This window comes from Pseudomonadota bacterium, from assembly GCA_026388275.1.
In the GTDB taxonomy this organism is placed as follows: Bacteria; Desulfobacterota; Syntrophorhabdia; order Syntrophorhabdales; family Syntrophorhabdaceae; genus JAPLKB01.
The window spans coordinates 1-26,115 of sequence record JAPLKB010000026.1 but is presented as its reverse complement, the minus strand read 5'-3'; the positions used below and the strand labels follow the sequence as shown (position 1 = coordinate 26,115).

General features: G+C 45.2%; 16 protein-coding genes and 1 tRNA gene. 7 read left to right on the top strand and 10 right to left on the bottom strand.

Annotation, left to right across the window (positions count from 1 at the left end; translation table 11 throughout):
- Positions 1-10: 10 nt before the first annotated feature.
- The 3 genes from NT010_07205 to NT010_07195 all read right to left on the bottom strand — a co-directional run bounded on the left by NT010_07205 (position 11) and on the right by NT010_07195 (position 4,146).
- Positions 11-1,507: a response regulator gene (locus tag NT010_07205; protein ID MCX5805838.1), complete on the bottom strand. Its 1,497-nt coding sequence runs from the start codon at positions 1,505-1,507 to the stop codon at positions 11-13.
- A gap of 102 nt (positions 1,508-1,609) precedes the next feature.
- The gene (locus tag NT010_07200; protein ID MCX5805837.1) at positions 1,610-2,017 is read right to left on the bottom strand and encodes a response regulator; all 408 of its coding nucleotides are present in this window, start codon (positions 2,015-2,017) and stop codon (positions 1,610-1,612) included.
- A 71-nt stretch (positions 2,018-2,088) separates the two neighbouring features.
- Positions 2,089-4,146, bottom strand: coding sequence for an ATP-binding protein (locus NT010_07195; protein ID MCX5805836.1), 2,058 nt, complete (start codon positions 4,144-4,146; stop codon positions 2,089-2,091).
- Between the two features lie 195 nt (positions 4,147-4,341).
- Here NT010_07195 and NT010_07190 point away from each other — a divergent pair, with 195 nt between their 5' ends.
- Together NT010_07190 and NT010_07185 are read left to right on the top strand one after the other, a co-directional pair.
- Positions 4,342-5,235, top strand: a complete 894-nt coding sequence (locus NT010_07190; protein ID MCX5805835.1) for a glycosyltransferase family 2 protein — start codon at positions 4,342-4,344, stop codon at positions 5,233-5,235.
- A 71-nt stretch (positions 5,236-5,306) separates the two neighbouring features.
- Positions 5,307-5,394, top strand: a tRNA-Leu gene (locus NT010_07185).
- A gap of 78 nt (positions 5,395-5,472) precedes the next feature.
- Here the strand turns inward: NT010_07185 and NT010_07180 are convergent.
- Positions 5,473-7,821 carry a PAS domain S-box protein gene (locus NT010_07180; GenBank protein MCX5805834.1) on the bottom strand — a complete coding sequence of 783 codons (2,349 nt, stop codon included), beginning with the start codon at positions 7,819-7,821 and terminating at the stop codon, positions 5,473-5,475.
- 526 nt (positions 7,822-8,347) lie between these two features.
- Here NT010_07180 and NT010_07175 point away from each other — a divergent pair.
- Positions 8,348-9,277 carry a WYL domain-containing transcriptional regulator gene (locus tag NT010_07175; GenBank protein ID MCX5805833.1) on the top strand — a complete coding sequence of 310 codons (930 nt, stop codon included), beginning with the start codon at positions 8,348-8,350 and terminating at the stop codon, positions 9,275-9,277.
- A gap of 112 nt (positions 9,278-9,389) precedes the next feature.
- On the opposite strand, the gene NT010_07170 is transcribed toward NT010_07175, so the two are convergent.
- The 3 genes from NT010_07170 to ftsH all read right to left on the bottom strand — a co-directional run bounded on the left by NT010_07170 (position 9,390) and on the right by ftsH (position 13,377).
- Positions 9,390-9,803 carry a hypothetical protein gene (locus NT010_07170; GenBank protein MCX5805832.1) on the bottom strand — a complete coding sequence of 138 codons (414 nt, stop codon included), beginning with the start codon at positions 9,801-9,803 and terminating at the stop codon, positions 9,390-9,392.
- A gap of 202 nt (positions 9,804-10,005) precedes the next feature.
- Positions 10,006-11,289 (bottom strand): multidrug effflux MFS transporter, encoded by a 1,284-nt coding sequence (locus NT010_07165; protein ID MCX5805831.1) that lies wholly within the window; start codon positions 11,287-11,289, stop codon positions 10,006-10,008.
- 165 nt (positions 11,290-11,454) lie between these two features.
- Complete coding sequence (ftsH, locus tag NT010_07160; protein ID MCX5805830.1) at positions 11,455-13,377, bottom strand: ATP-dependent zinc metalloprotease FtsH; 1,923 nt, start codon at positions 13,375-13,377, stop codon at positions 11,455-11,457.
- Between the two features lie 470 nt (positions 13,378-13,847).
- Here ftsH and NT010_07155 point away from each other — a divergent pair, with 470 nt between their 5' ends.
- The 4 genes from NT010_07155 (at position 13,848) to NT010_07140 (ending at position 24,503) form a co-directional block, all read left to right on the top strand.
- On the top strand, positions 13,848-22,421 hold the full coding sequence (locus tag NT010_07155; protein ID MCX5805829.1) for a cyclic beta 1-2 glucan synthetase: 8,574 nt from the start codon (positions 13,848-13,850) through the stop codon (positions 22,419-22,421).
- Positions 22,422-22,494: 73 nt separating this feature from the next.
- Positions 22,495-22,698 (top strand): hypothetical protein, encoded by a 204-nt coding sequence (locus tag NT010_07150; GenBank protein MCX5805828.1) that lies wholly within the window; start codon positions 22,495-22,497, stop codon positions 22,696-22,698.
- Positions 22,699-23,246: 548 nt separating this feature from the next.
- On the top strand, positions 23,247-23,897 hold the full coding sequence (locus NT010_07145) for a hypothetical protein (GenBank protein ID MCX5805827.1): 651 nt from the start codon (positions 23,247-23,249) through the stop codon (positions 23,895-23,897).
- Between the two features lie 63 nt (positions 23,898-23,960).
- Complete coding sequence (locus tag NT010_07140) at positions 23,961-24,503, top strand: hypothetical protein (protein MCX5805826.1); 543 nt, start codon at positions 23,961-23,963, stop codon at positions 24,501-24,503.
- A 108-nt stretch (positions 24,504-24,611) separates the two neighbouring features.
- Here NT010_07140 and NT010_07135 read toward each other — a convergent pair whose 3' ends face one another.
- The 3 genes from NT010_07135 to NT010_07125 all read right to left on the bottom strand — a co-directional run.
- A complete protein-coding gene (locus tag NT010_07135; protein MCX5805825.1) occupies positions 24,612-24,770 on the bottom strand; it encodes a hypothetical protein in 159 nt (52 codons plus the stop codon).
- A 176-nt stretch (positions 24,771-24,946) separates the two neighbouring features.
- Positions 24,947-25,894 (bottom strand): ParB/RepB/Spo0J family partition protein, encoded by a 948-nt coding sequence (locus tag NT010_07130; GenBank protein ID MCX5805824.1) that lies wholly within the window; start codon positions 25,892-25,894, stop codon positions 24,947-24,949.
- A gap of 30 nt (positions 25,895-25,924) precedes the next feature.
- A partial coding sequence (locus NT010_07125) for a hypothetical protein (protein ID MCX5805823.1) occupies positions 25,925-26,115 on the bottom strand: 191 nt, incomplete at its 5' end.

Below are 26,115 nucleotides of genomic sequence, written 5' to 3'. Positions count from 1 at the left end.
GTAATTTACTTTATTTTGATTCCTTAATATGTTGAATCGGCAACATAACGGTAAATGCCGTACCCTTGCCTATCTTGCTGTCTATTGTAATATGGCCGAAGTGTGATTCAACAATCTTTTTTACTATAGACAATCCGAGGCCGGTGCCCGTTACGTACCTCGTTTCAGGTCCGCATACGCGATAAAACTCATCAAAAATACAGGGTAGGTTCTCCTCGTCGATCCCTATTCCTGTATCAGCTACTGCAATATGCAAAAAATTGCCGTCCGGCCTTACATTTATCATTACCTTTCCGTTCTTAACATTGTATTTAATTGCGTTAGAAACGAGATTAGTGAACAGTTGTTCCATCTCAGTCCGGTCTGCCTCGATAAGAGGTAAATGCTCGGGTATATCCATTTCGAACTTAAGATTTTTTGCCGTACCCTGTACTTTAAGCAAATCAACAGTGCCAATAATAATTTCAGAAATATCGAGATGTTCCTTTTTCCTTGCAATAGATTTTACCTCAAGGCGGCTATACTGCAAAAGGTCATCAATAAGCTCCAGCAATGAATGAGCACGTTGTTTTGCCCGCCCCATCATCTGGTTGTACATCTGCGGGTCGCTTCCTGCTGCCTGGCTTAAATATGCTGAAAGATATCCTTCAATAGCGGCAAGCGGGGCACGTAATTCATGAGTTACCATTGCTACAAACTGGGATTTTATCTGATTTATTTCTTTCAAGCTTGTTATATCACGTAAAGTGCTGACAACCCCGAAGTCCTGACCTGCCTCATCTCTCACTCTTGAAACATTTACCATCAGCGTCTTGTTTATGGGGGACGGCAGTTCTATTTCTTCCGACAATATTGTATATTGGGATGATTCAGAACTGAATCCTTTTTCAATAATATGGATTAAATCCTTGTTCAGTATGAGGTCGTTAATATCCTTACCAGTTTCAAGCTTTCTGCTTAATGCAAGCATCTTTATTGCAGCAGGATTAAACAGTACAAGCTGCTTCTCTCTGTTGATCACCAGTATGCCGTCGGCAATGGAGTTTACTATCGTGTGGAGTTTTGAACGCTCATTTGCGACTTCGAGCAGTTTCTGATCTCTTTCTTCCATAAGCAGCTTTGTTTGTATGCTCAGGCGGCGTTTCTCCAGACCTCTGTTTACAAAAGCAAGCAGCTGATCAGGCGTAAACGGTTTCGGAATATAGTCGTAGGCGCCGCGTTTCATGGCATCAACGGCAGTTTCAATAGTGGCAAAACCGGTAATAACAATCATGATGATTTCAGGATCAATCTGGCTTACCTGCTCCATCATCTCCAGACCGCCCATGCCGGGCATCATCAAATCAACAAGCATAAGATCATAGATTCTAGCCTTTACCATTTCCAGGCCTTCTTTACCGTTAGTTGCCACATTAACGGCAAAACCTTCGCCCGTAAGGATTCTCCGGCAGCCCTCGCGGATACCCTTCTCATCATCAACGACTAAAATCGTTACCTTGTCATCCATTTAACCACCACTTTTTTCATGGTTTACTGCCTTGGCGCTTATGCTGTCAGCCTTGTTCGTCAGCATAAATTGTTTAAGTTGCCTTTCATTCCAAAATCCATATTATTTGTCTGCTTTTGACCTTGCAAGTAACTCATTTATCTTATTTATCAATTCTTCAGGTGTAAGCGGTTTACTTGCATAGGCATCAGTCTTCATCCAATAGCCGTCAAGATCCTGGTTAAAATCCATACCGGTTTCGCCAAGAACTGCTGTGAGCATTAATATGGGGATATCTCTATATACAGGATCAGCCTTCAGTGCTTTTGCAACACCAAAACCGGTGTCATGTTTCTCCATCATCAGATCAAGTACTATTAATTCCGGCTGCTCAAATCTTACCTTGTCCATTACTTCCCGGCCTGCAAATGCCACTGCTACCTCGAATCCGCTGTTTTCGAGAACAGCTTTATTCAGGTCGATAAAATCCACATCGTTGTCAACAAGCAATATTTTTGGTTTTTTAGCCATAGTTTTTTCTCCCTGTTTTTTATTTTTGAAACGGCGATTTATATAAATCCGTTTCTTCCTTTATTATATCATTATACTATATCTTCGCATTTTGTTATCGGGAGGATTATGGTAAAGGTGCTTCCTCTTCCAAGCTCTGAATAAACATCAATCTTCCCTTTATGCCGCTCAATTATCCCGTAAGAGATGGCAAGTCCAAGCCCCGTCCCCTTTTCTTTTGTAGTAAAAAACGGGGAAAAGAGTTTGTCCATATTTTCAGGGGGAATACCTGGGCCTGTATCCTGAATCTTGATTTTGATCTGCCTTTTATCCGTAGTTGTGCTGATTGTAAGTTTTCCGTTCCCCTCCATAGCTTGAGCGGCATTTAAAATAATATTTAAAAAAACCTGTTTAAGTTTAGTCTCGTCGGCAGTGATTGTAGGAATGTCCTGATAAAAGGATTTTTCAATCTTGATGTTATAAAACAAAGACTGATTGCCGATAAGGGCGAGGACATCTTCAAGCAGGTCATTCACGTTCATCTCGGACTCCCGGAGCTTTGTTTCCCTTGCAAAACTCAAAAGTCCCTGAACAATCTCTTTAGCACGGTTTGCTTCGCTTATGATCAATGCTACATCATCTTTTCTTGGATCTTCTTCTTCCAGACTTTTCAACAAAAGATGGGAATAAATAGTAATTGTTCCAAGCGGATTGTTGATTTCATGGGCAACGCCTGCTGCAAGCTGCCCCAGGGCAGCAAATTTTTCCGTTTTTATGAGTTGTGCATGCGCCTGTTCCAGTTCCTGATGCGACTGCTGTAACTGCTTATGAGATTTTTTTAATTGCTGATATATTTTTTTACTCTGTTCAAGAAGGTAGTGCAGGCAATATTCTGTCTCAGCAATTCCCTGAGCTACTGCAATTGCCTTATCGCGGCAGCTTTCATGTCCGCACGCTCTGCAATCAAGATTATGGTTAGGCGGGGTTTTGCCGATCTTTTTAAGTATTGTCATTATCTGTTCTTCTGTCGGCACCGGTAATTTTTGTTCCATATTGTCGAATCGCCTGCTCAAATCAACATTTTTATATAAATCAAGTTCGGCATTAATATTCCCAATATCCTGGCCGCTTATTTTGGCTTTTGCGTACCGTACAACTACCTGCCGCCTTCCGAGTACAGACAAATCGCTATCGACAAAAGGTCCATTCACACAGCCGAAACAGTAAACAAAATCGAGAAATTTTGCCTCAATATAATCTGTCGCCAACTGATTTAATGCACCTATGACACGTTTTGGTCCATAGATAACGCTTATATCGTCCATCAGAGTATCATAGTTTACGTCAATGGTCCTGTAAAGTCCCGGTGTTACAGAAATTGTCCTTCCGAGATAGGGTTTTGGACCATCAGCCCCGGTCTCCTCTTGCTGCTCACAATCAATACCCTTACTGCTAATCAATCGTCTTATATCGCGGAAGGTAATAACTTCGTCAATAACTCCGGCTACCTCCGGGGCATTCATCTCCCTTACCTGAGCCATGCAGGGCGTTATATAGATAATTTTCCAGTCTGTCCCTTTTATTGCACGGGCAACCCTGCCTATGGCAATCATTGGAGACACGATAGGCGCTATGTTAGGAATCAGTTGTGGAAGGTATTTTTGTATGTAAAAGACAATTACAGGACAAAAGGAGGAGATTACAGGTTTGCCGGTTTCTTCGGAAAGCAGTTTTTTGTAAGCCCGGGATATCAATTCAGCACCAAAGGCGCCCTCCCAGACCTCTGTAAAACCTATCTTTTTCAAAGTTGTAGCAAGTTGTCCGGGAGTGCACATATTAAGGTCCGCCGGAAAAGCCGGATCAAGGCAGGCTATTGTCTTTTCGTTGTCTGTTAGCAGTTTGACCACATGGCCAAGACCGCTTTTATAATCCAATGCCTGCCGGGGACATGCTGTTACGCAGCTGCCGCACAGAATGCACCGTTCAGGAATAATTTTAATGCTGTTTTTTTCTACTCTGATGGCTTTTGCAGGACATATCTGTATACAGTAAAAGCACCTGCGGCATTTATTGTTATTTATGCTTATATCGCTGTAAGTTCCGCTATCGGGAGACAGAAAGCTCTGTTTATTTAACGTTTCAGGTTCCATTAAAATTCAATTTACCCAATAAATATTATATATTGTATGAATTACTGGTTCTTATTGTTAACCAGAGAAAAAATTACCCATTATAGCTTTGTGATAATATGTGCAATCAAGCATTGATTGTCAAGACAAAATTTTTGATACCTCAATTATTATAGACAAATATAAATGGACATTGTATAAGACAAATTGGATATTATGACGGCAAAAACTGAATTCCCTTTGGTTTCTATTATCATACCAACTTACAATTATGCTGATTTTTTACCTAAGGCCATACAATCATGTCTTGATCAATCCTATAAAAACGTTGAAGTTCTCGTTATCGATGACGGCTCAACGGATAACACCAAAAATATTGCAGAGAGTTATGGCAGCAGGATTGTTTATATCCGGCAGGAAAATTCAGGAGTGTCTTCTGCCAGAAACAAGGGACTGGAACAGGCTGCCGGCGATTTTATTGCTTTTCTCGATGCAGACGACTACCTTACGGAAAATGCAATTAAAATAAGGCTCAATGCGTTTTTGAAAAAACCATCTGCCGGTGCTGTAATCACCGAGACATATTCACAAAAGGGCAATAGCATGTTATGCAAACCCTGGGTTAAAACAGATATTATGTCGGATAAATTTTATGAAGACCTGCTGATGGGAAGATTTCCATTCGGAACTTGTGCGGCGTTGATTCGCAGTAATATTGCAAAGCAATTCATATTTCCGTCAGGTATATCAAACGGGGAGGATGTTGTTTATTTTTTAAAAATATTTTTTAGTGCACCTGTTTATTATTTAAAAGAACCGACTGCTGTTACGCTATGGCACGGCGACAGCCTCCGGCATAATATCGAAGAACTGAAAAGACAGGGGGTTAGCCTTGCACAGGCTATCTTTGATGACCCCTTTTATGGTGCAGCAATCGAGCATCTCAGAAAGGATTTCACTGCTAACAGACATTTGGAACTTTTTAGAAAACTTTATCTAAACAATGAAAAGAAGATTGCCAGAGGGCATTACAGGAAAGCCATTTCTCTTAAACCCGACCGTATTTTGAAGATAGACTATCTGATAAAATTTATTAAGGCTTGCTTTTAGGATAGGGCAACCTGTTGACATATAATAATGGTTTTGATATGCTCTAATTTCATTAAAGCAGTGAATAACAAGCCGGAGTGGTGGAATTGGCAGACGCGCCGGACTCAAAATCCGGTGTCCCTTGCGGACATGGGGGTTCAAGCCCCCCCTTCGGCACCAATAAAATCAAGGGTCTCTGAAAGAATCGTTAAACATTTTCCAATGTATCACGCTAATGCATTCATGTAAAAATGATTGCTACCTGTCAAGGACCTCGCGGACCTTCTGAAGAAACTCGTTGAGTGATAGCGGCTTGGCAATGAAGTCAAATTCTTTGTCCTCAATTCCTTTGTCGAGGACAACTTCTTTGGTATGGCCGCTGGTAAAGAGTACTTTGATATGAGGGTTTATTTTGTGTATCTCCTCGTAGGCTTCACGTCCGTTCTTTTTCGGCATTACCAGGTCAAGGATGACGAGGTCTACGTTAAGGTTCTGCTTAAATTTATATATCCCATCTTCACCGTCTACCGCTTCTATGGTCTTATAACCGGAGTACTGAAGTGCTTCCCGTATAAAACATCTTGCCTCTTTATTGTCTTCGACGATAAGGACTGTTTCATCTCCCATCGTGATGGCGGTTGTCTTACCTTCTTCCGGATCGGCCTTCTTCATTACTACAGGGATATAGATATGAAAGGTAGTACCCATATTTGGTGTGCTCTCTAAAGTGATGTATCCGTTATGCTGTTTAACAATGCCATAGACGGTAGCAAGGCCAAGCCCGGTTCCTTTCCCGACCTCCTTTGTGGTAAAGAAGGGATCGAAGATCTTCTCACGTGTGACTTCATCCATTCCTATTCCTGTGTCGGAGACGTTTATCAGCACATACCTTCCCGGCTCTCTGATCCCGTGAAACCTGATGAACCTGTTGTCTATATCAGCAATAAATGTCTCTATGGCTATCGTTCCTCCTTTCGGCATGGCATCCCTTGCATTGGTAACAAGGTTGAAAAGGATCTGATCTATTTGTGACTTATCTGCCATTACGGTCGTATCATCATTTGTGAGTGATGTGTGCAGCTCAATATCCTCGGTAAGCAGCCTCTTGAGAAGTTTCTTTGTAGTTTTTATTGTGCTGTTTATATCAAGAGGAACAAGATTAGTGGGTTGTTGTCTGCTGAAAGCCAAAAGACTATGTGTAAGATCGGCTGCCTTCTTGGAAGCGGAGATTATCTGATCCGCGTATGTTTTTAAGGGGTTCGACTTTTCCATCTTTATCTGTATGAGGGCGGCATATCCCATAAGGGCCGTGAGAATATTATTGAAATCACGGGCTATACCTCCTGCGAGAGTACCAAGGGATTCCATTTTCTGGGCCTGGCGAAGCTGGGATTCGAGGTTTCTTTTTTCGGTGATGTCTTCGCATATCATCAGATAATCACCAGAAACAAGTATCGAAGTGATAAGGTTTGCTATCTTTTGAGTTCCATCCTTACATGTAATGGTAAAAACCCTCGGTTTCCGTTCACCTGGTCTGGCATCCCCTAAATCTTCTACCCAGGTTGAGATGACTGTATGTCTGTATTCAATATCTGGATAGGCCATTCTAAACCATGTTCTGCCATCGGGGATATCAGACGGATCAAACCCGAACAGGTCTGTGAACTTGGTGTTAATATACGTAAAACGACCATCCTTATTAATGAGAACCATCCCGAAAGGGGCATTGTCCGAAAGAGTTTTTAGTTTTTCTCTCTCATTGGCGATTGCTTCTTCGGCTTTTTTGCGCGTGGTAATGTCCGTGTTCGTGCCTTCGAAGTACAGAATATTTCCTGCAGTATCACGAACCGTATGGATGTTGATGGATATCCAGAACCGGCTTCTGTCCTTGCGATACACCTCCACCTCATACCCTTTGACCTTGTCGTGTTCAATGAGCATGCGCACCATCTTTTCACGGTCTTCCGGGTTCACATAGAGATGCTGGCCCATATTGCTGACGGAATCGATCATCTCTTCCGGTGATGCAAAGCCGAACATTTTTGCAAAAGCCGGATTCATGCTAAGACACCTGCCCTCGGGGGTCGTCTGGCAGATGCCCTCGGTGGCTCCTTCAAAAATCTTCCGGTATTTCTCCTCGCTGGCCTTCAGCGCCTCCTCTGTCCGCTTGCGTTCAGTGATGTCCTGGTTTGCCCCGTAGTATCTGATTACACGGCCCTCGGCATCTTTAATGACACGTATACGGGCCAGGATATAACGAACTTCGCCGTCTCTGCGTATTATACGGTGTTCCATATCGTTAAGGAACTCATTCTCTTTGATCTGTCTGTGTTTTTCCGATGCCTCGGCAAAGCGCCACATATCGTCCTGATGCACAAATCTTTTTCCATACTCCTCTCTTGCCATCCGGTATCCCCCTTCACGTTCAGCAGTAGTTGCGTAAAGGGTATAGAAAGGATCATTAAAGATAAAATCTCCCGTTGCAATATCGACTTCCCAGCAAACGATGTGAGCAAGGTCCATTGCATCCGATAGTTGAAGTTGGCTGGCGACCAGGGCTTCTTCTACCTTCTTGCGGGAGGCGGTATCATCGTGTATTGATGCCATTTCGCCTGCCCCACAAAGATCGTTGTTTTACTTGACCGGAATTATCCGGTCCGTTAAGCATGTTAACAAATTTTAGGTATTTACAATGAAGTGAACTTGTTATGCTGATATAAGGTTGATGAGATAAATCTAGTTTATTGTTTATATTCATATACATGAATTGATTATATCATGGACAGAACAAAATACAAGGGATATTTATTGCCAAATGAACCTCCCCGCAGCTTGCTGCGGGGTATCACTGGAAAGAGGCTCATATCCCCCTCACCCCGCCCTCTCCCCCGGAGGGGCGAGAGGAAGCAGTAACCCTGCAGCGAGCTGCAGAGCAAGCAGTAACCCTGCAGCGAGCTGCAGGGAATTATTTGGATTGAAAAAGAGTACTCAAAATCCGGTGTTCCTTGCGGACATGGTGGTTCAAGCCTCCTCAATAAAAATAATCAATTGTAGTTATAAACTGACATGATGTTGTCAGCAATGTGTGGTATAAATTAATTAACGATAGAGAAAAAAGGGAAGGGAAGGTGTTATGTCCTATAAATTTGATTCTTTAATGATTATTCTGAACAAGCTTGACAGCATGGAAAAGGTTACGGTTTCGAGTCTCAGTACCGAACTTGAGGTGAGCGAGAGATCAATCCACCGCTACATGAATACCCTTCTCGTTGCGGGTTTCCCCATCATTTATGATAGAAACAAAAACAGTTACATCTTTGAAGAGGGATATTCCATGAAAAAACCTGACCTTTCCATTGAAGAGACCCTTGCTTTTGCTCTGGCAGGGAAGTTTCTTGTAAACTACGGCTCCGGAATGGAAAAGAGTCTGCAGAACATAAAGATGAAACTCTCGTCCCGCACATCAGGCGATATGAAGCACATTATTTTATCCGATGAATCCTTGCCTTCACTGTCTGCCCAGTACCTGAGTCTCATTCACAATGCTATTATTAATTACCGGAAGATTAAAATCTTATACAAATCACTCAATGCCGACAAACCCGCAGAGAGCAAGGTTGATCCCTATTATCTTTTCTTCAGAGAAGGCATCTGGTATCTAAGGGGATGGTACTATATATACAGTGCCGCAAGAACCTTTGCTCTCGATAGAATCCTTTCTTTATCTGTACTGAATGAACACTATGTACCCCAGCATGTTTCCCCGGAAGATGAGCTGTCATCTGCCTTCGGGGCATTTATTGACGGTAAGCCTGTAACTGTGGTATTGAGATTTGCTGCAGAGAGAAGGCCCTTCATCCTCAGGAAAAAGTGGCATAAAAGCCAGAAGATAGTGGAAATGGAAGATGGACAGATTGAAATGACTCTCACCGTGAACGGACTCCTTGGTATTAAAAACTGGCTTTACCAGTGGATACCCTATGTGAAGGTCATTGCACCGGAAGAACTGAAAGATACTTTAAAGGCTGATCTTCTTGCAGAACTTGCTTTTATTGATAGTTAATCTTCTTAAAAAATTTATCAGGGATTAATTCAAATGTCAAAAGGCAGACCCCTTTTATACTCCTTCATTTACTTCTCTGGAAGCACTGGCAGCCATGCTTTCCATGCATAGTTTAATGGTTAACGAACCACACGCTATAATCATCAAGCAGCGTATAGTTTTTTGATGTTTCATCTGTTGCTTTCAGTGATGCAAGGTCAAGAATGAATCGTTTATTATCATTTACCCGTTTCACCTTAACCAGTATTCCTGTATTTTCATCAACGAGGTCTTCAAAGCGCTTCAGTTCATAGATGTCGGTATAGGAAGGCTGTTCCTTTTTCAGAGCCTCATACTCTGTTTTATCACCATAACCAAAAACATATCTTTCCTCCCAGGGAAAGTCTTCTATGCCGGTCATGATACAGGGCGTATCGAGATTTATCCTGAGATAGTCCCGGTACAATGTCAGTGATTTTAAAGTAACTTCGAGATTAGCTTCCAAAATTTCTGCAATACGCTGATCCTGTTCAATGCATTTATCCATTTATATCTCCTGTAAACTTTTATTATCTATTTTACCTGTAAATCATATTCTATTTATTGCCCGATATGGTAATGTTTTTTTAAGAGGAGTTTCAAACCTGGCGTTATAATGGAGATATGTTTCACTCGCTGCTCCAAAGACTGCCGATATGCTAAAGTGCAATACTTTATCATATCCATTATTTGCCTTCTGACATTCCATCTCAGCGATGTTTAACAACCCGGATTTTCTTGATAAATAGTGCGTCTCCAAGCAATACTGCCAGACTGATGCTCGTGCAACCAGACATCACCCATATCATCGGCATGGCTGTTCCGTTGTACAGGTAGCTTACCAGCGCAGATGCCAGAGCACCTGTGATCATCTGAAGGCTTCCTATCAGTGCGGATGCGCTGCCCACATTTCTTGTAAACGGCTGTAACGCCACCGCCATCGCATTCGGATTGACAAACCCGAAACAGAACACATAGCAGAAGATGAGGACAATAGTTCCTATTTTTATACTGATATCATCGAAAGGCACGGTCAGCAGCAACATGACTACACAGAATTGAGCTGCGGTAACTATAAGCAATACTTCAGTACTGCTGTGTTTATTCAGCCATATCCTGTTGATCTGGCTGGCAGCAATCAAGCCAACTGCATTTGCACTGAATATCCACCCGAATTGTGTAACCGTAAAACCGAGCATCTTCATGTAGATAAAGGGGGACCCGGAGATGTAGGAGAAAAATCCTCCTATCGCAACGGAGCTTGCGCATGTGTATGTGATGAATGCGGGTTCTTTAAACACATTGAGATATTCAAGAACAACGTTTTTCGGGTGCAAAGAGATGGAAATATCAGGGCCTTTGCTCTCCCTGAGGAACCGGCATATCGCAATAAGGACAAATATGGCAATTGCCGCAAGGATGAGAAAAATAAATCGCCAGCCAAGTGCAGCTACCACCAGACCCCCTATAGTTGGGGCAATGATGGGTGAAACGCCAAAGACCATGACCAGTGCGGAGAGTACCCTGGCTACTTCACTCCCGGAAAACAGATCGCGCACAACCGCTCTGCTGCCGGCCATACCGACACAGCCGCCGAGGGCGAGAAACAAGCGCATGGTTATCAGAAAGTTTATGGACGGTGCCAAGGCACAGCTCAGAGCAGCGGCGATGTAAACGATGAGGCCGACTATCAGCGGCTTCTTCCGCCCATAGCGATCCATTGCGGGACCATAAGCTATCTGTCCGATTGAGATCCCGATGAAATAGCTCGTAAGTGAAAATCCCACATGGGCAATATCTGTATGCAGGTCCGCTGCTATTGCAGGAAAACCCGGCAAATACATGTCGATTGAAAATGGTCCTATGGCTGATAATGCCCCAAGAACGAGTATTAAGATGTTGTATTGTTTTCGCTCGATTGCCGGTTTTGTCTCTGACGATGCAGAGAGAGGAACAGAGTGATGCCCTTTCTTCTGATGTTTCTTTTCAGACAATGTGCAGTAATCTCCTTTTTCATATTGTAATAATCGGCAAACTGCTTCATCGAATATTAACCGGAACCGGCGCCATTCGCAAGGGAATTATGACAACTTGTAAGTAAGAAAAGCTGAATACTCCGTAAAGCGAACAAGAGGCGGCAGCGATAAAGGTACTTGGGATCAAGCTCCGGATGTCTTAGGTGTTTCTCTGGCCGTGAATTCGGACAGCATTTTTCTCAGCTCCTCTCCCTGCACAATTTCATTCTGCGACAGGAGATGAGCCAGGTTATCCAGGACCTCTCTACGCTCCATGAGGATTTTTTGTACTCTCTCGTGAGCCTGTTCCATTACCTGGGAGATCTCTTCATCAATCTGGGTAGCCTTTGTTTCGCTGTAAGACTTGTTTTGGGAATAGCTTTCCGGCATGAAAAAAGGTTGATGGGGGCGCTCATATGTTACAAGTCCGAGGCGATCGCTCATGCCGTATTCTGTAACCATAGACCTTACTATATCGGTGGCCCGTTGCAGGTCGTTCTGGGCTCCTGTAGAGATCTCTCCAAAAACCAGTTCCTCTGCTACTCTCCCTCCTAACAGGACTGCCAACCTATCAAGTAACTCGGAGCGGGTCATCAGGTAACGGTCCTCTATGGGTCGTTGCTGGGTATATCCGAGAGCTGCAATCCCGCGGGCGATAATGGATATCTTATGCACAGGGTCTGCAAATTTGACGGATTCGGCCACAATTGCATGTCCGGATTCGTGAAAAGCAACAATTTCCTTTTCCCGTGGATTCATCACCCGGTTCTTCTTCTCCAGCCCACCCACAATACGATCCACAGCCTCATCGAATTCTGCTGATCCGACTGTTTCCTTGTCTTTCCGGGCAGCCAACAGGGCTGCCTCATTAATAAGATTGGCCAGGTCAGCGCCTACAAATCCCGGGGTAAGCGCGGCTATTTTGCGGAGGTCCACATCGGGACCCAGAAGAACTTTTCTTGAATGAATTTTCAAGATAGCCTCCCGGCCGTTTATATCCGGCCGGTCAATCAGTACCTGCCGATCGAATCGCCCTGGGCGTAATAAAGCAGGATCAAGGATTTCAGGCCTATTGGTGGCAGCCATGATAATGACCCCTTTATTTGATTCAAATCCATCCATTTCCACTAAAAGCTGGTTTAGTGTTTGCTCGCGTTCGTCGTTGCCGCCAAAGGCATTCATACCCCGGGCTTTCCCCAACGCGTCCAGTTCATCGATGAAGATGATGCAGGGAGCCTGGCCGGTCGCTTGAGAAAAGAGATCACGGACACGAGATGCACCTACTCCGACAAACATTTCCACAAACTCGGACCCACTTATACTGAAGAAAGGTACCCTTGCTTCTCCAGCTACTGCCTTGGCCAGGAGAGTTTTCCCGGTTCCAGGCGGACCAACCAGGAGAACCCCTTTAGGAATCCTCCCGCCCAGCTTCTGGAATTTTTCCGGGCTCATCAAAAACTCCACCACTTCCTGAAGCTCTTGTTTGGCCTCATCGATTCCCTCCACATCGGCGAAGGTAACCTTAGTCTCACTCTCTGCAAAAAGTTTTGCTTTGCTTTTGCCAAAAGACATGACTCCCATACCTGGCCCCATCTTTTTCATGGCGTACTGCCAGATGAGGAGCATGATGGCGATGGGGAGAACCCAGGAGAGAATTCCACTCAGCAATTTACTGTCATAGTGTCCCTGGTAGCCGACTTTTCTTTCATCGAGTTCCTTAACCAGGCCTGGGTCGTCGACCCGGACAGTGGTAAACACCTTTTCAGATTTTTGTTCTTTTCCCTTCAGTGTCCCCGTGATATGTTCCGGGCCTATGGTTAATTTACTTACTGTACCTTCGGCCAGACTCTGCTTGAACTGACCGTAAGGAATTGTCTCCACCTTGGGGGCAAAAAAATATTGCTGAAAGTAGGTAATTAAGAGTATGGCAAGCAGGAAATACCAGATACTGAAATGGGTCCTGGGAGGCAAGCCGGTCTGCTTTTTCTGGGGATCGCGCGGACCGAAAAATGAACTTAATTTATTCTTTAAATCTTCCAGTGGTTCCTTTTTGTTACTGGATGCCATATCTCCTCCACAGGATTATTTCGGATAGTATAAGTATGCATAGACAATATATAGTACCATGTTTTTAGTTGGACGTGTTGGCAAATTGCATTTCGATGTTTTATCTTATAAATATAATGTTGGTATTTTTCTCACTCGCATCGGCAAGCCGTGGAGACTGTCAAGTAATAATAAAGCTGGTAACTTACGCATTAAAGGTGTAAAATACAGATATTCAATATCTGTCCCCACTTCAATAAATGCTATCAACAATATCCGGAGAAGTGGGAGTCCAAAATGCTGCCATATTCACAATCCGGTTGGTTTAAGCTTTAATTACAAGCAAGGAGATCATCAATTTGTCATTCCTAAGAACAACAATTATCGGGAACTTGCCTCATTTGTGGGCACGTTTTCGTAGAAACAGTCTATCGCAAAAGCGCCCCGGTGATGAGCTGCCGCTGCGATCTGAGTTATTCAGCGCCTCCCAGATGGAGCAGCATGGTAAGATACTTGCCGGTACACATACCTTAAGCACAGACCATATCCCCGAAAAACTCCTAACGCGGCTTGGTGAGAACGAAAATGTCCTTCTTAATGTTCGTGAACTGCAGACAGATGCTGTAAAGGGAAACAGGAGGATTACGCCTGCAGGGGAATGGCTTCTTGACAATTTTTATCTGATCGAGGAACAGATTCGCACGGCAAAGAAACACCTGCCAAAGGGCTACAGTAAGGGGTTGCCGCGCTTGAAAAATGGTCCGTCATCGGGTCTTCCGCGCGTGTATGACATTGCACTGGAAACAATCTCTCACGGCGATGGCCGGGTGGACCCGGAGAGTCTCACAGGCTTTGTAGCAGCCTATCAGACAGTCACCGTGCTGAAGCTGGGCGAATTATGGGCAATTCCCATCATGCTGCGGCTGGCTCTGATTGAGAATCTCCGGCGTGTTGCAATGCGGATTGCTGCCGATAGAATCGACAGGAATCTTGCCGATTATTGGGCAGACCTGATTACTGAGACAGCCGAGCACAATCCAAAAGGTTTAATTCTTGTTATTGCCGATATGGCACGCTCAAATCCGCCCATTGTCAGTTCCTTTGTTGCAGAACTTACACGCAGACTGAAAGGTCAGGGTCCAACTCTCGCATTGCCCCTTACATGGATTGAGCAGCAGCTCTCCGAGTCAAGCCTGACGATTGACCAGTTAATACAGTCAGAGAACCAGCAGCAAGCAGCAGATCAGCTTTCCATAAGCAACAGCATCGGCAGTCTCCGTTTTCTGAGCGCCATGGATTGGCGCAATTTTGTCGAAACTATGAGTGTTGTCGAAGAGACCCTCTGCAAGGACCCTGCCGGCGTGTATGAAAGGATGGATTTTGCCACCCGCGATCAATACCGTCATATAGTAGAGAAGATAGCTAAGAGCAGCGCATTATCCGAAAACGAGGTAGCACAAATTGCCATCAAACTTGCCGGAGAGGGCCAGAAACTCATAAATAGCGATGAACGGAAAAATCATGTCGGTTTCTACCTCATCAACAAGGGACTTGCTCAACTTGAAGCGTTAGCAGAAGTTAACTTATCTTCAACTGATGAAGTTAGAAAGATAATTCACCGATTTCCCTTGATCTTCTATCTTGGCACGATCTTTGTTATTACCGCCGTCTTCACAGGGTGTTTACTTGCAAAGGCTTTTTCCTCGGGACTACATGGTCCCTGGATGTGGCTTATCGGCGCACTTTCGCTTTTGGGTGTAAGCCAGTTAGCAATTGCACTGGTTAACTGGCTTACAACGCGACTTGTGGCCCCCCATCCCTTGCCCAAAATGGACTTCTCCAAAGGAATTCCAAAGGAATCATCTGCTCTGGTCATAGTCCCTACTATGCTCACAGGCCCTGAAAACATCGAACATCTTATGGATGCTCTGGAGGTCAGATTCCTTGCAAATAGGGATGATAATCTTCTATTCGGCCTCCTCACTGATTTCCGTGACGCTGAAGTGGAAAGCCTACCCAGCGACGAATCGTTGTTATCACTGGCCAAACAGAAAATTGAGGAGTTAAATAGAAAATACATAAACCCGAAAGCCGACTCATTCCTCCTCTTTCACCGTCCGCGACTGTGGAATCCTGATGAACATATCTGGATGGGTTACGAACGTAAGCGGGGAAAACTTGCAGCGTTGAATTCGCTTATCCTCGAAGGCTCAAAGACCGAATTTTCCCTCATCGTGGGAGATTTGAAATCATTGCCGAATGTGAAATATGTTATTACACTTGACACAGATACGCAACTGCCGCGAGATGCAGCGCGACAGCTTGTGGAGGCTATGGCGCACCCGCTGAATCGTCCGCAATATGATGAAAAAAAACAGCGTATCAATGCCGGATACGGCATCCTCCAGCCACGGGTTGCCGTGAGTCTGCCCGGCACAAACCGGTCAAAATATGCACGCATGTGGGGAAGCGATGCAGGGATAGATCCCTATACTCGCGTTATCTCAGATGTGTACCAGGATCTCTTTGGAGAAGGCTCCTTTATCGGCAAAGGCGTCTACGACGTTAATGCCTTTGAGCAGGTACTTAAGGGGCGTTTTCCTGAGAACAGGATTTTGAGCCATGATCTCATCGAAGGATGTTATGTGCGGGCAGGTCTTTTGAGTGATGTGCAGCTATATGAAGAATACCCTTCGCGCTACAGCGCAGACGTGAGTCGCAGACACCGCTGGATTCGCGGAGACTGGCAGCTTTGCAGATGGCTTCTGCCGGGAGTTCCTGGTCTTGATGTGAGCTTTAAGAAAAATCCTCTCTCAGCTCTTTCCCGATGGAAGATTTTCGATAACCTCAGGCGCAGCATTTCGCCTCTGGTTTTGACGTTAATGCTTATTTTGGGCTGGACAGCAATGCCCGTGCCCTGGTTCTGGACTCTGTCGGTAATAGGGATTATCATAATTCCTTCTTTGATTACCGCACTTATGGATCTGCTTCAAAAGCCCGTTGATGTCCTTCACGGTCAGCATATTCTTGCTGTTTTGCAGGGAACTGCCAGGAGCCTTGGTCAGACTGCATTTACACTCCTTTGTCTACCCTACGAGGCATTTTTCAGCATTGATGCTGTTTTTCGCACCATCTGGCGAATGTTGGTTGTAAAAAAGCGTCTTCTCGAATGGAACCCTTCAGGCGACTCTGATCGTTCAAACCGAAAAGACCTGACCGGTGCTTATCTGACTATGTGGATATCTCCTGTCATTTCCATTACTGTACTGATCGGTCTCGTATTTTCAAGGCCGGCTGCTATCGCTTACGCCATACCTGTTCTGTTGCTCTGGTTTATCTCTCCTGTAATCACCTGGTGGATAAGCAAACCCATTGACCGTCGCGAGGCAAAGCTCACATCTGACCAGATTATCTTTCTGAGAAAGATCTCCCGAAAAACCTGGAGTTACTTTGAGACCTTTGTTGGTCCGGAGGATAATTGGCTTCCACCTGATAATTATCAGGAACATCCCCTTGAAAAAGTTGCCCATCGTACATCACCTACCAATATGGGGATTGCACTTCTTGCCAATTTGTCTGCCTGGGATTTCGGTTATATTTCCACAGGTCAACTCATACATCGCACGACTAATGCCTTCCGCACAATGGATGTAATGGAACGCTTCAGGGGACACTTCTACAACTGGTATGACACAGAATCTCTAAACCCCTTGCTGCCCATGTATATTTCCACTGTTGACAGCGGAAATCTTGCTGCTTATCTGTTAACATTAAGGGCGGGACTCAACGCACTCCCTGATGAGATAATAATGGGATCAAAGGTGTTTGACGGACTGCTTGATACGCTGAAGATTCTTATGGATGTTGCCGGTGAAAAAGCACCGGCCCGGCTCATTCAAATCGAGGACAAATTGAAGTCATTGTGCGCAGTCCATCCGGATAAGCTCGATGCTGTATGGGAGAGCCTTGATAAGCTTTCCGTCTCTGCCCTGAAAGTAGTCAATGACTTTGATGCTGACCCAGGGAGTCAGTCAGCATGGTGGGCACAGGCTTTTTCCAGCCAATGCCATGCTGCTCTTGATGATTTTGAATTTCTTATAGCATGGACAACACTTCCCCTTTCTCCAAAGGTTCTCATCGGATTTCCGTTTCTCAACGAGATTCCCACACTGCGCAGATTAGCCGTCCTTGACAAAAAGATACTGTCAACAATGATAGATCAACAGGACTGGACACAAGAGGAGCGCAAGCAACTTGACGATCTTCAAGAAGCTGTCAATGAAGCAAGCAGAAGAGCCAGAGAGAGAATCGGGATTATCGAAGAACTTGTATCACAATCCGGTGAACTTGCCCGTATTGATTATGAATTCCTTTATGACAAGAATCGCCATTTGTCGGCTATCGGCTATAATGTCAGCGAAAATAGGTGTGACGTAAGTTACTATGATTTGCTGGCTTCAGAAGCAAGACTTGCAAGCTTTGTAGGCATCTCACAGGGACAATTACCGCAAGAGAGCTGGTTTGCCCTTGGAAGGCTTCTTACTACTGCCGCAGGAGAGCCGGTCCTTCTTTCCTGGAGCGGGTCCATGTTTGAATATCTAATGCCGCTCCTTATAATGCCCACATATGATCAAACGCTCCTCGACGAGACCTATAAGGCAGTTGTGGCAAGACAAATCGAGTATGGAAAAAAACGCGGCGTACCCTGGGGTGTTTCCGAATCCGGATTTAATACAATTGACGGGCATCTTAATTACCAGTACAGCGCATTTGGCGTACCAGGCCTGGGGCTTAAACGCGGTCTTGCCGGGGAGATGGTTGTTGCTCCGTATGCCTCAGCTTTAGCGCTTATGGTGGCGCCGGAAGATGCCTGCATTAATCTTGAGGAACTTACTGCTAAGGGTTTTGAGGGAAGATATGGATTTTATGAAGCTATTGACTATACCCCGACTCACCTGCCCCACGGGCAATTGAGCGCAGTGGTCCGGTCCTTCATGGCCCATCATCAGGGCATGAGCCTCCTTTCCCTGGCCTATCTGCTGCTGAACCGGCCTATGCAGAGGCGATTTGAGTCCGACCCCTCGTTTCAGGCAATTATACTTTTACTTCAGGAGCGGGTGCCAAAGGCAACGGCATTTTATTCACACACCACTGAGCTTGTCGAGGCACATGCAGCCTCACATGGTGCAGAAGAAATGCCGATACGTGTCTACACAAGCCCCGACACACCAGTACCGGAAGTGCAGTTGTTGTCGAACGGCAGATATCACGTGATGATTACAAATGCAGGCGGCGGTTACAGCCGCTGGAAAGACCTTGCAGTGACAAGGTGGCGCGAAGACAGTACCTGTGATAACTGGGGTGCATTCTGTTATATTCGTGATACAATAACGGGGGCTTTCTGGTCAGCTACATATCAGCCTGCGCTTAAAGCTTCTAAACAGTATGAAGCAATATTCTCGGAAGGGCGGGCAGAGTTTCGCCGCCGGGATCAGGACTTTGACACACATACTGAGATTGCAGTTTCACCTGAGGATGATATTGAATTACGCAGGATTACCATCACCAACCGGGCACGGACACGTAGAACTATCGAAGTAACGAGTTATGAGGAAGTAGTTCTTGCATCGCCCGCTCAGGATTCGCTGCACCCGGCCTTCAGCAATCTTTTTGTCATGACCGAAATTATACGCGAGCAAAGTGCAATACTCTGCACGCGTAGGCCGCGCTCAATTGAAGAACAGTCCCCATGGATGTTCCATCTCATGGCTGTGCACGGGGCCAGTACCAATAAAGTATCCTTTGAAACCGACCGCATGCGATTTATCGGCCGCGGTAACACTATTGCCGATCCCCAAGCGATGAGAGGTTTATCCAGGCTCTCAGACAGCGACGGTTCAGTGCTTGATCCGATTGTATCGATCCGGCATCAAATAATTCTCGATCCGGAAAAATCAGCAACTATCATTATTGTCACTGGTATTGCCGAAACCCGTGAAGCCTGCATGGGCCTTATAGGGAAATATCAGGATTTGCATCTCGCAGATCGTGTCTTTGATCTGGCATGGACACATAGCCAGGTGCTGCTGCGGCAGATCAATGCCACGGAAGCCGATGCGCAGCTTTATGGACGTCTTGCCGCCTCTGTCATATACGCTAATTCTTCACTAAGAGCCAGTCCGGGCGCCCTTATGAAAAATAACCGCGGCCAATCCGGTCTCTGGGGTTACTCTATTTCCGGCGATCTTCCCATTGTACTTCTGCAGATTGAGGACCCGGCCAATATCAACCTGGTGCGGCAACTCGTTCAGGCCCACGCATACTGGCGTCTCAAAGGACTGTTGGTGGACCTGGTAATCTGGAACGAAGATCACGCAGGCTACCGGCAAATTCTTCACGAGCAGATCATGGGGCTCATTGCTGCAGGTATAGAACCCAACTTGACTGATCGGCCGGGCGGTATTTTTGTAAGACCTTCCGACCAGATATCGAAGGAAGACCGCATCCTTTTTCAGACGGTTGCCCGAATAATCATTACTGACCACAAGGGAATGCTCGCTGACCAGTTCAAGGGCCGGGGCTTTTCGGAAGGAATATTGCCGGCTTCTATTTTAATCCGAACCGCAAAAGGCGATGCCCCGTCATCAACAGCAGAACCTCGCCAGGATCTGATGTTTGGTAACGGGCTGGGAGGTTTTACTCCTGATGGCCGGGAATACGTTATTTCAACTGCCCGTGGGCAGGTAACACCGGCGCCGTGGGTAAATGTGCTGGCAAATCCGCTTTTCGGAACTGTTGTTTCAGAGAACGGTCTTGCCTATACCTGGAGCGAAAATGCGCATGAGTTCCGCCTCACCCCATGGCACAATGACCCTGTAAGCGATTCGAGCGGGGAAGCTTTTTATATACGCGACGAAGAGCGCGGACACTTCTGGTCCCCAATGCCGCTGCCAAGCCGTGGAGCTACGCCTTACGTGACCAGGCACGGGTTCGGATACAGCGTCTTTGAGCACACTGAGCGTGGAATCAGTACTGAGGTGTGGGTGTATGTTGCCATTGACGCTGCCGTTAAGTTTACGGTGCTGAAGGTGCGCAATCAATCAGGCCGGTCACGGCGGCTTTCTGCAACAGGATATGTGGAATGGGTGCTGGGAGATTTAAGACCCAAATCAGTCATGCATGTAATTACAGGGATCAACTCTCAAAGCGGCGCTCTATTTGCGCATAACCCATATAACACTGAATTCGGCAACAGAACGGCTTTTTTCAACGTGGACAATGTAATACGGACCATGACTGGTGACCGTAAAGAATTCATCGGTCGCAACGGAACACTTGCAAATCCTGCTGCCATGGCTCGGTCACGTCTTTCCGGCAGGGTAGGAGCTGCTTTTGATCCATGCGGTGCAATACAGGTGGCCTTTGAGCTGGCGGACGGTGAAGAACGCGAGATCGTCTTCACCTTGGGCGCAGGCCAGGATGCTGATGACGCCGGTAATCTGGCATATAATTCCCGTGGATCGGTGGCGGCCCGTGAGGCCCTTGAAAGAATATGGCAGTACTGGAACCATACACTCGGTGCAGTTCAGGTGGAAACAAGAGATCCCTCTATTAATGTCCTGGCCAACGGCTGGCTCTTATACCAGACCATTTCATGCCGTCTTTGGGGGCGCAGCGGTTACTATCAGTCAGGAGGGGCTTTCGGCTTTCGTGACCAGTTGCAGGACATAATGGCTCTTATCCATGCTGAACCGCAACTTGTACGTAAACATCTCCTTCTGAGTGCAAGCCGTCAGTTTGTAGAGGGAGATGTACAGCACTGGTGGCATCCACCTTCAGGCCGAGGGGTACGCACCCGATGCTCCGATGATTTTCTCTGGCTGCCTTTGGCGACATGCCGCTATGTGCTGACTACCGGGGATACCGGTGTGCTGGATGAACGCATCCGCTATATTAAAGGGCGTCCGGTCAACGCAGAAGAGGATTCCTATTATGATCTGCCCGGTAAGTCTGAAGAAAAGACCAATCTCTACGATCACTGTTTCCGGGCAATCTTGAGAGGCCTAACATTCGGCGAACACGGACTGCCGCTCATTGGCTCCGGTGACTGGAACGATGGTATGAACATGGTAGGCAATGCCGGCAAAGGAGAAAGTGTCTGGCTCGCTTTTTTCCTCTATAAAGTGCTCATTAGTTTCTCTGAGATTGCAAAAATGCACGGGGATTTGCCTTTTGCAGAACGTTGTGAGAAAGAAGCCGGCACGCTTAGCCTGAATATCGAACAAAACGGCTGGGATGGTGAGTGGTATTTACGCGCTTTTTTTGACGACGGCACACCGCTGGGTTCATCAATCAATCCCGAATGCCGGATAGATTCTGTTGCACAAAGCTGGTCTGTTTTGTCCGGGGCAGGGAGTGCCACACGGTCTCGCATGGCAATGGAAGCAGTGGATAAGTATCTTGTACGCCCTGACCACGGGTTAATTCAGCTTCTCGATCCGCCCTTCGACAAGTCGGATTTAAATCCCGGCTATATCAAGGGATACGTCCCTGGGGTAAGGGAAAATGGCGGGCAGTACACACACGGAGCCGTCTGGGCTGCTATGGCCTTTGCTGCCTTGGGTGACAGCAGGAGGGCCTGGGAACTCCTTACTATGATCAATCCTGTGAATCACGGGGGGTCGGCTAAGGATATTGAAGTGTACAAAGTGGAGCCCTATGTTGTTGCCGCTGACGTATATGCAGTTCCGCCCCATACGGGCCGCGGCGGATGGACGTGGTACACGGGATCAGCCGGATGGATGTACCGCCTGATCGTAGAATCACTCCTGGGGCTGAGACTCGAAGTAGACAAATTGTATATCCAGCCCTGCATTCCTGATGATTGGGAGGGCTTTACAGTGCACTACCGGTACCGGGAAACTATCTATCATATAAAGGTCGTGCAGGGACGCGTGGGCGAAGGTGAGGGGGGCGTGACTGTTGACGGGGTTGTACAACATGACAAATTTGTTCTCCTTGTTGATGATCATGTGGGGCATGTGGTAAAAGTGGTTATTGTATAGGCCCGGCCTTTTTTTGCGGCAATCATCAAGAAAACGCTTCGGTATTAAAAAGCTCATCACTTTGCAGACAGATATGATACAATGTACGGAACATATGATGGACGCTAAAAATAACAGAATTAATGAACCGGACAATCAAAAGAAATCCAGGAAGATTACCCCTGTTGATATTGCCAGGGCAATTTCTTCCATCATTGTTTTCGGAATACCCTTAATAGCCGGCACGGCAGCCGTAATTGGTTACGGCATATCCAGGATATATAAAAAGCTGAAATGATAAAGGTCTATTTTACAGGTAAGCTATAGGAGCTTTTGCCTGAAGCAGAGCTGCGTGGTTTTTGCATAAGATGCAAAGCTGCTTCCTGAATTCGACACTGCGTGGTTTTTGTCTGAAGACAAATCTTTCTTCCCGAAAGTCATGCTGCGCGGTTTTTGCCTGAGGTACAAGAAACTTCCTGTAGTTCATGCTACGCGGTTTTGGCCATAAGCACTGCTTTCTTCCCGAAATGCACACTGCGTGGTTTTTGACTGTGGTACTACTGCCTTCCTGTTATCGAGTTTTTCAATGATTCGGTTTTCAGCCTATATTACAGACGGTAATATTGTTTAGAATAGTGTTAATAAAGACCCGTGATGCCGGGACTTGTATTGTATTATCCAAATACTTATATATAAATTGTGGCGTAGCACAAATTAAAAAACAATTAAATATCAACCACATTTGATTATTGCCTTTTTGTATCGGGAGCGTTATGATGTTTAAATAAAACGAATGCCAAATACCATATATTGATTATTAAAGATAAATAAAGAGGGATTTTGTCCATGACCGATTTTTATGCCTTGATAAAATGCCAGCACGAGCACGTATCAACAAAACCAGAATTTATTTATGCACGTTGCAACGCCGAGCAAGAAGCACGCAATATGTTAGATAATAGGGTTGGTCGATTTACACAGGATGATTTTATATCGTTTTTCCAATACTGCAACACAGAGCGCGTGCCCCTAAATAACAAAACGACAGAGCTGAAAGGTCATGCTACTTATAGACGGTTTAATCCCGCTTTTATGGGTAACAACCGTAAATTATTACTTTCCTCAATTGAAGAGCTGAATTTAAGGACAGAGCGTTTGTGGAAAAGCAATGGCGCACTTCCAGAAGCCCTTTCACGTTTCTGGTCACATCCGCAAGTCAAGGGTGCCGGCATTGGCTTTCCATCGATGATCGTGTATCTAAAGGATCAGGAGAAATACAACGTTTGGTTACCTTCGTTGGCCAAAGCCCTTGGATATTTTAAAGATGGGGATAAGTTCAGCACAACCAGTCGGAATATTGAGAATTACCTGAAGTTCAACAATGCAATAAATGATGATCTTCGTCGTCCGTTCGGGTTGAAACCACAAGAAGTCGACTATTTATTATATTTTATTGGAAAAAGCTTTTCTGACGATAACGGCATAGTAAGCGGTTGAGCAGCATATTAAACCGCAAGCGTAATGCGGATTATGAAGAACAACAGAAAGGAGATGTAACTTATGCAAAAAGCTGTTTTCGGGTTTATAATTGTTTTGGTTGTTTTTGTTCTGGGGGCTCCTATGTCTTTCGGTGCAAGCGCTGATGAAGCCCTAACTGCACTCAAGAAGCTTAGATCAAGGTGCGAGGTCGGTATTTCTTACAGGGATTATAGTGGGGCAATTGCCGATGCCAACTATGAAGTTAAGGAATACCTCGGCAGCAGTCAGGCGAAACAGTATCCTGAAGTAGCCAAATACATCAACGGTGCATTATTGGATTATGTTTACGCCGTAGCATTATGGCATTCTAAGTTTGCTACGCGGTGGGGAGAATTTGTTGATCCCGATGACTATAGATGGAAGTCATTCATAGAGATGTATCCTGACGCAGGTTACTTGATGAAAACTGAGTATAGTGATGTTCTTAAGGAAAATATTACAAACGTATACTTACCTGTAATGCTCTCCTACATTTGGGAGCAGGCAGGAAATAAAATCGATAAAGCATGTGATTTGAAGGTTAGTATACCGCCCAGGGAGTCAAAGAAAAAAATAAATCAGTAGCCTGAATTCTCATATTTCATTTGGTAATTCTCGATAACTCATTTATTTGAAATCACTCAGTTGTAGGTGACAAAAATAATCATCCCATTAAGGGCAAAGAGGTACGTTTTAACTGGTAATCTTTGCCTCTGCGAAACCACGCAGTTGCAGCTGTGTAGGTGAAAGAAAAATCATCCCGTTAAGGGTAGAAGATGCACATTTCAATCCGTAATCTTTGCCTCTGGAAAACCACGCAGTTGCTGCTTCGTACGCGTTAAAAATAGTCATCAAGGAACATGCTGAGGGGCATATTTCTACCCGAAGACTTTGCCTCTGGGAAAACACGCAGTGTGTGCATTTTTACGTGTTATAAAAAACCGTACCAATAATGATATAAGAGACATATTTCTACTGATAATCCCTGCCTTTCACGGAACAGCAAAGCTGCTTGCACACATTAATCCTCACACCTGCGGAACTGGCTTTTTATCTGTTTGTTTCACCGGTACATTTTCCGGGGCAGTCTTAATCTGCTTTTCTATCGAAGCAAGGAAAGTCTTAAGTTCTTCAGCAAGTGTTTGAAGATCATTTTTAGTGTACATACCGGCCTTTTCTTCAAAATATGTCTTTGCGGCCTCTATGCTTGCAACCTTTATTTTCATTGGTATTGGTTTCGGGTCTGTTGATTCTGGTTTTCTTCTTTTGTAAGCAGTAAGCATCTTCTCTAATTTAACATTGGTTACAGGCGTCTCCATTATTTCATCAAATATAGTAAAAAAGTCAGGACTTCCAAGGTTAGCAGCAAAGAGATATCCCTGCGAAACAGGAAGTTTTCCATTGGCAATTACGTACTGAATTTTAGGAACCAGTTTTAAAAGTGAAATTACGTTAAGCATTGTCCTTGTTGACTTCCCAGCGATTTTTGAAATTGCGGAAATAGTTTCCGCAATTTCTTTGGATACATCTTCTTGCCTTCGATTGTACATCACCAACTCACTCATGACCCCATCCAAATTGTACCCCTTGTCAGGATGTTTTGCCTGAATATATGCAAGTATGCCATTAGCCTGATCTATGGGATTCAAGTCTTCTCTCTGGAGATTTTCTGTTAATTGGATGGCCAGTATTTCATCCTTTTGGGTGACTGTATTAACAATCCTTGCCGGGATTGTTTCCATATCTAATTTTTGGGCTGCCAAATAACGGCGTTCCCCACAGAGGAGCAGGTACTTGTCGTCTTTTTGAGTTACAAGTACAGGCTCTAATACACCCTTGTCTTTAATTGATGACATAAGAGCTTTAAATGATTCGCTTGTTGTGTCAACGGCTGAACGAATCTGTTCTTCCACTATAATGCTTCCAAGAGGCAGGTACAGAAATTCCGGACTTTCCACTGCTTTCTTTGTTGCCATAATTACCCCCCTTATTTTATTTAGGTTATGTCAAAAGTTTTCATAATATTGTTTTATTTCTTGAGTATTTTTAGCTCTTTTCTCCTGGTCGGTCACCGGCATGATTGCAATGTCCATCTGCGGCGATCTGCTTCGCCTTGCGATCCTCCGACGTACGTTCAGTACGTCTCCGGCCTGCAAAGCTAACAGCTCATCCACATCTGAAACATTGCTGCCATGCC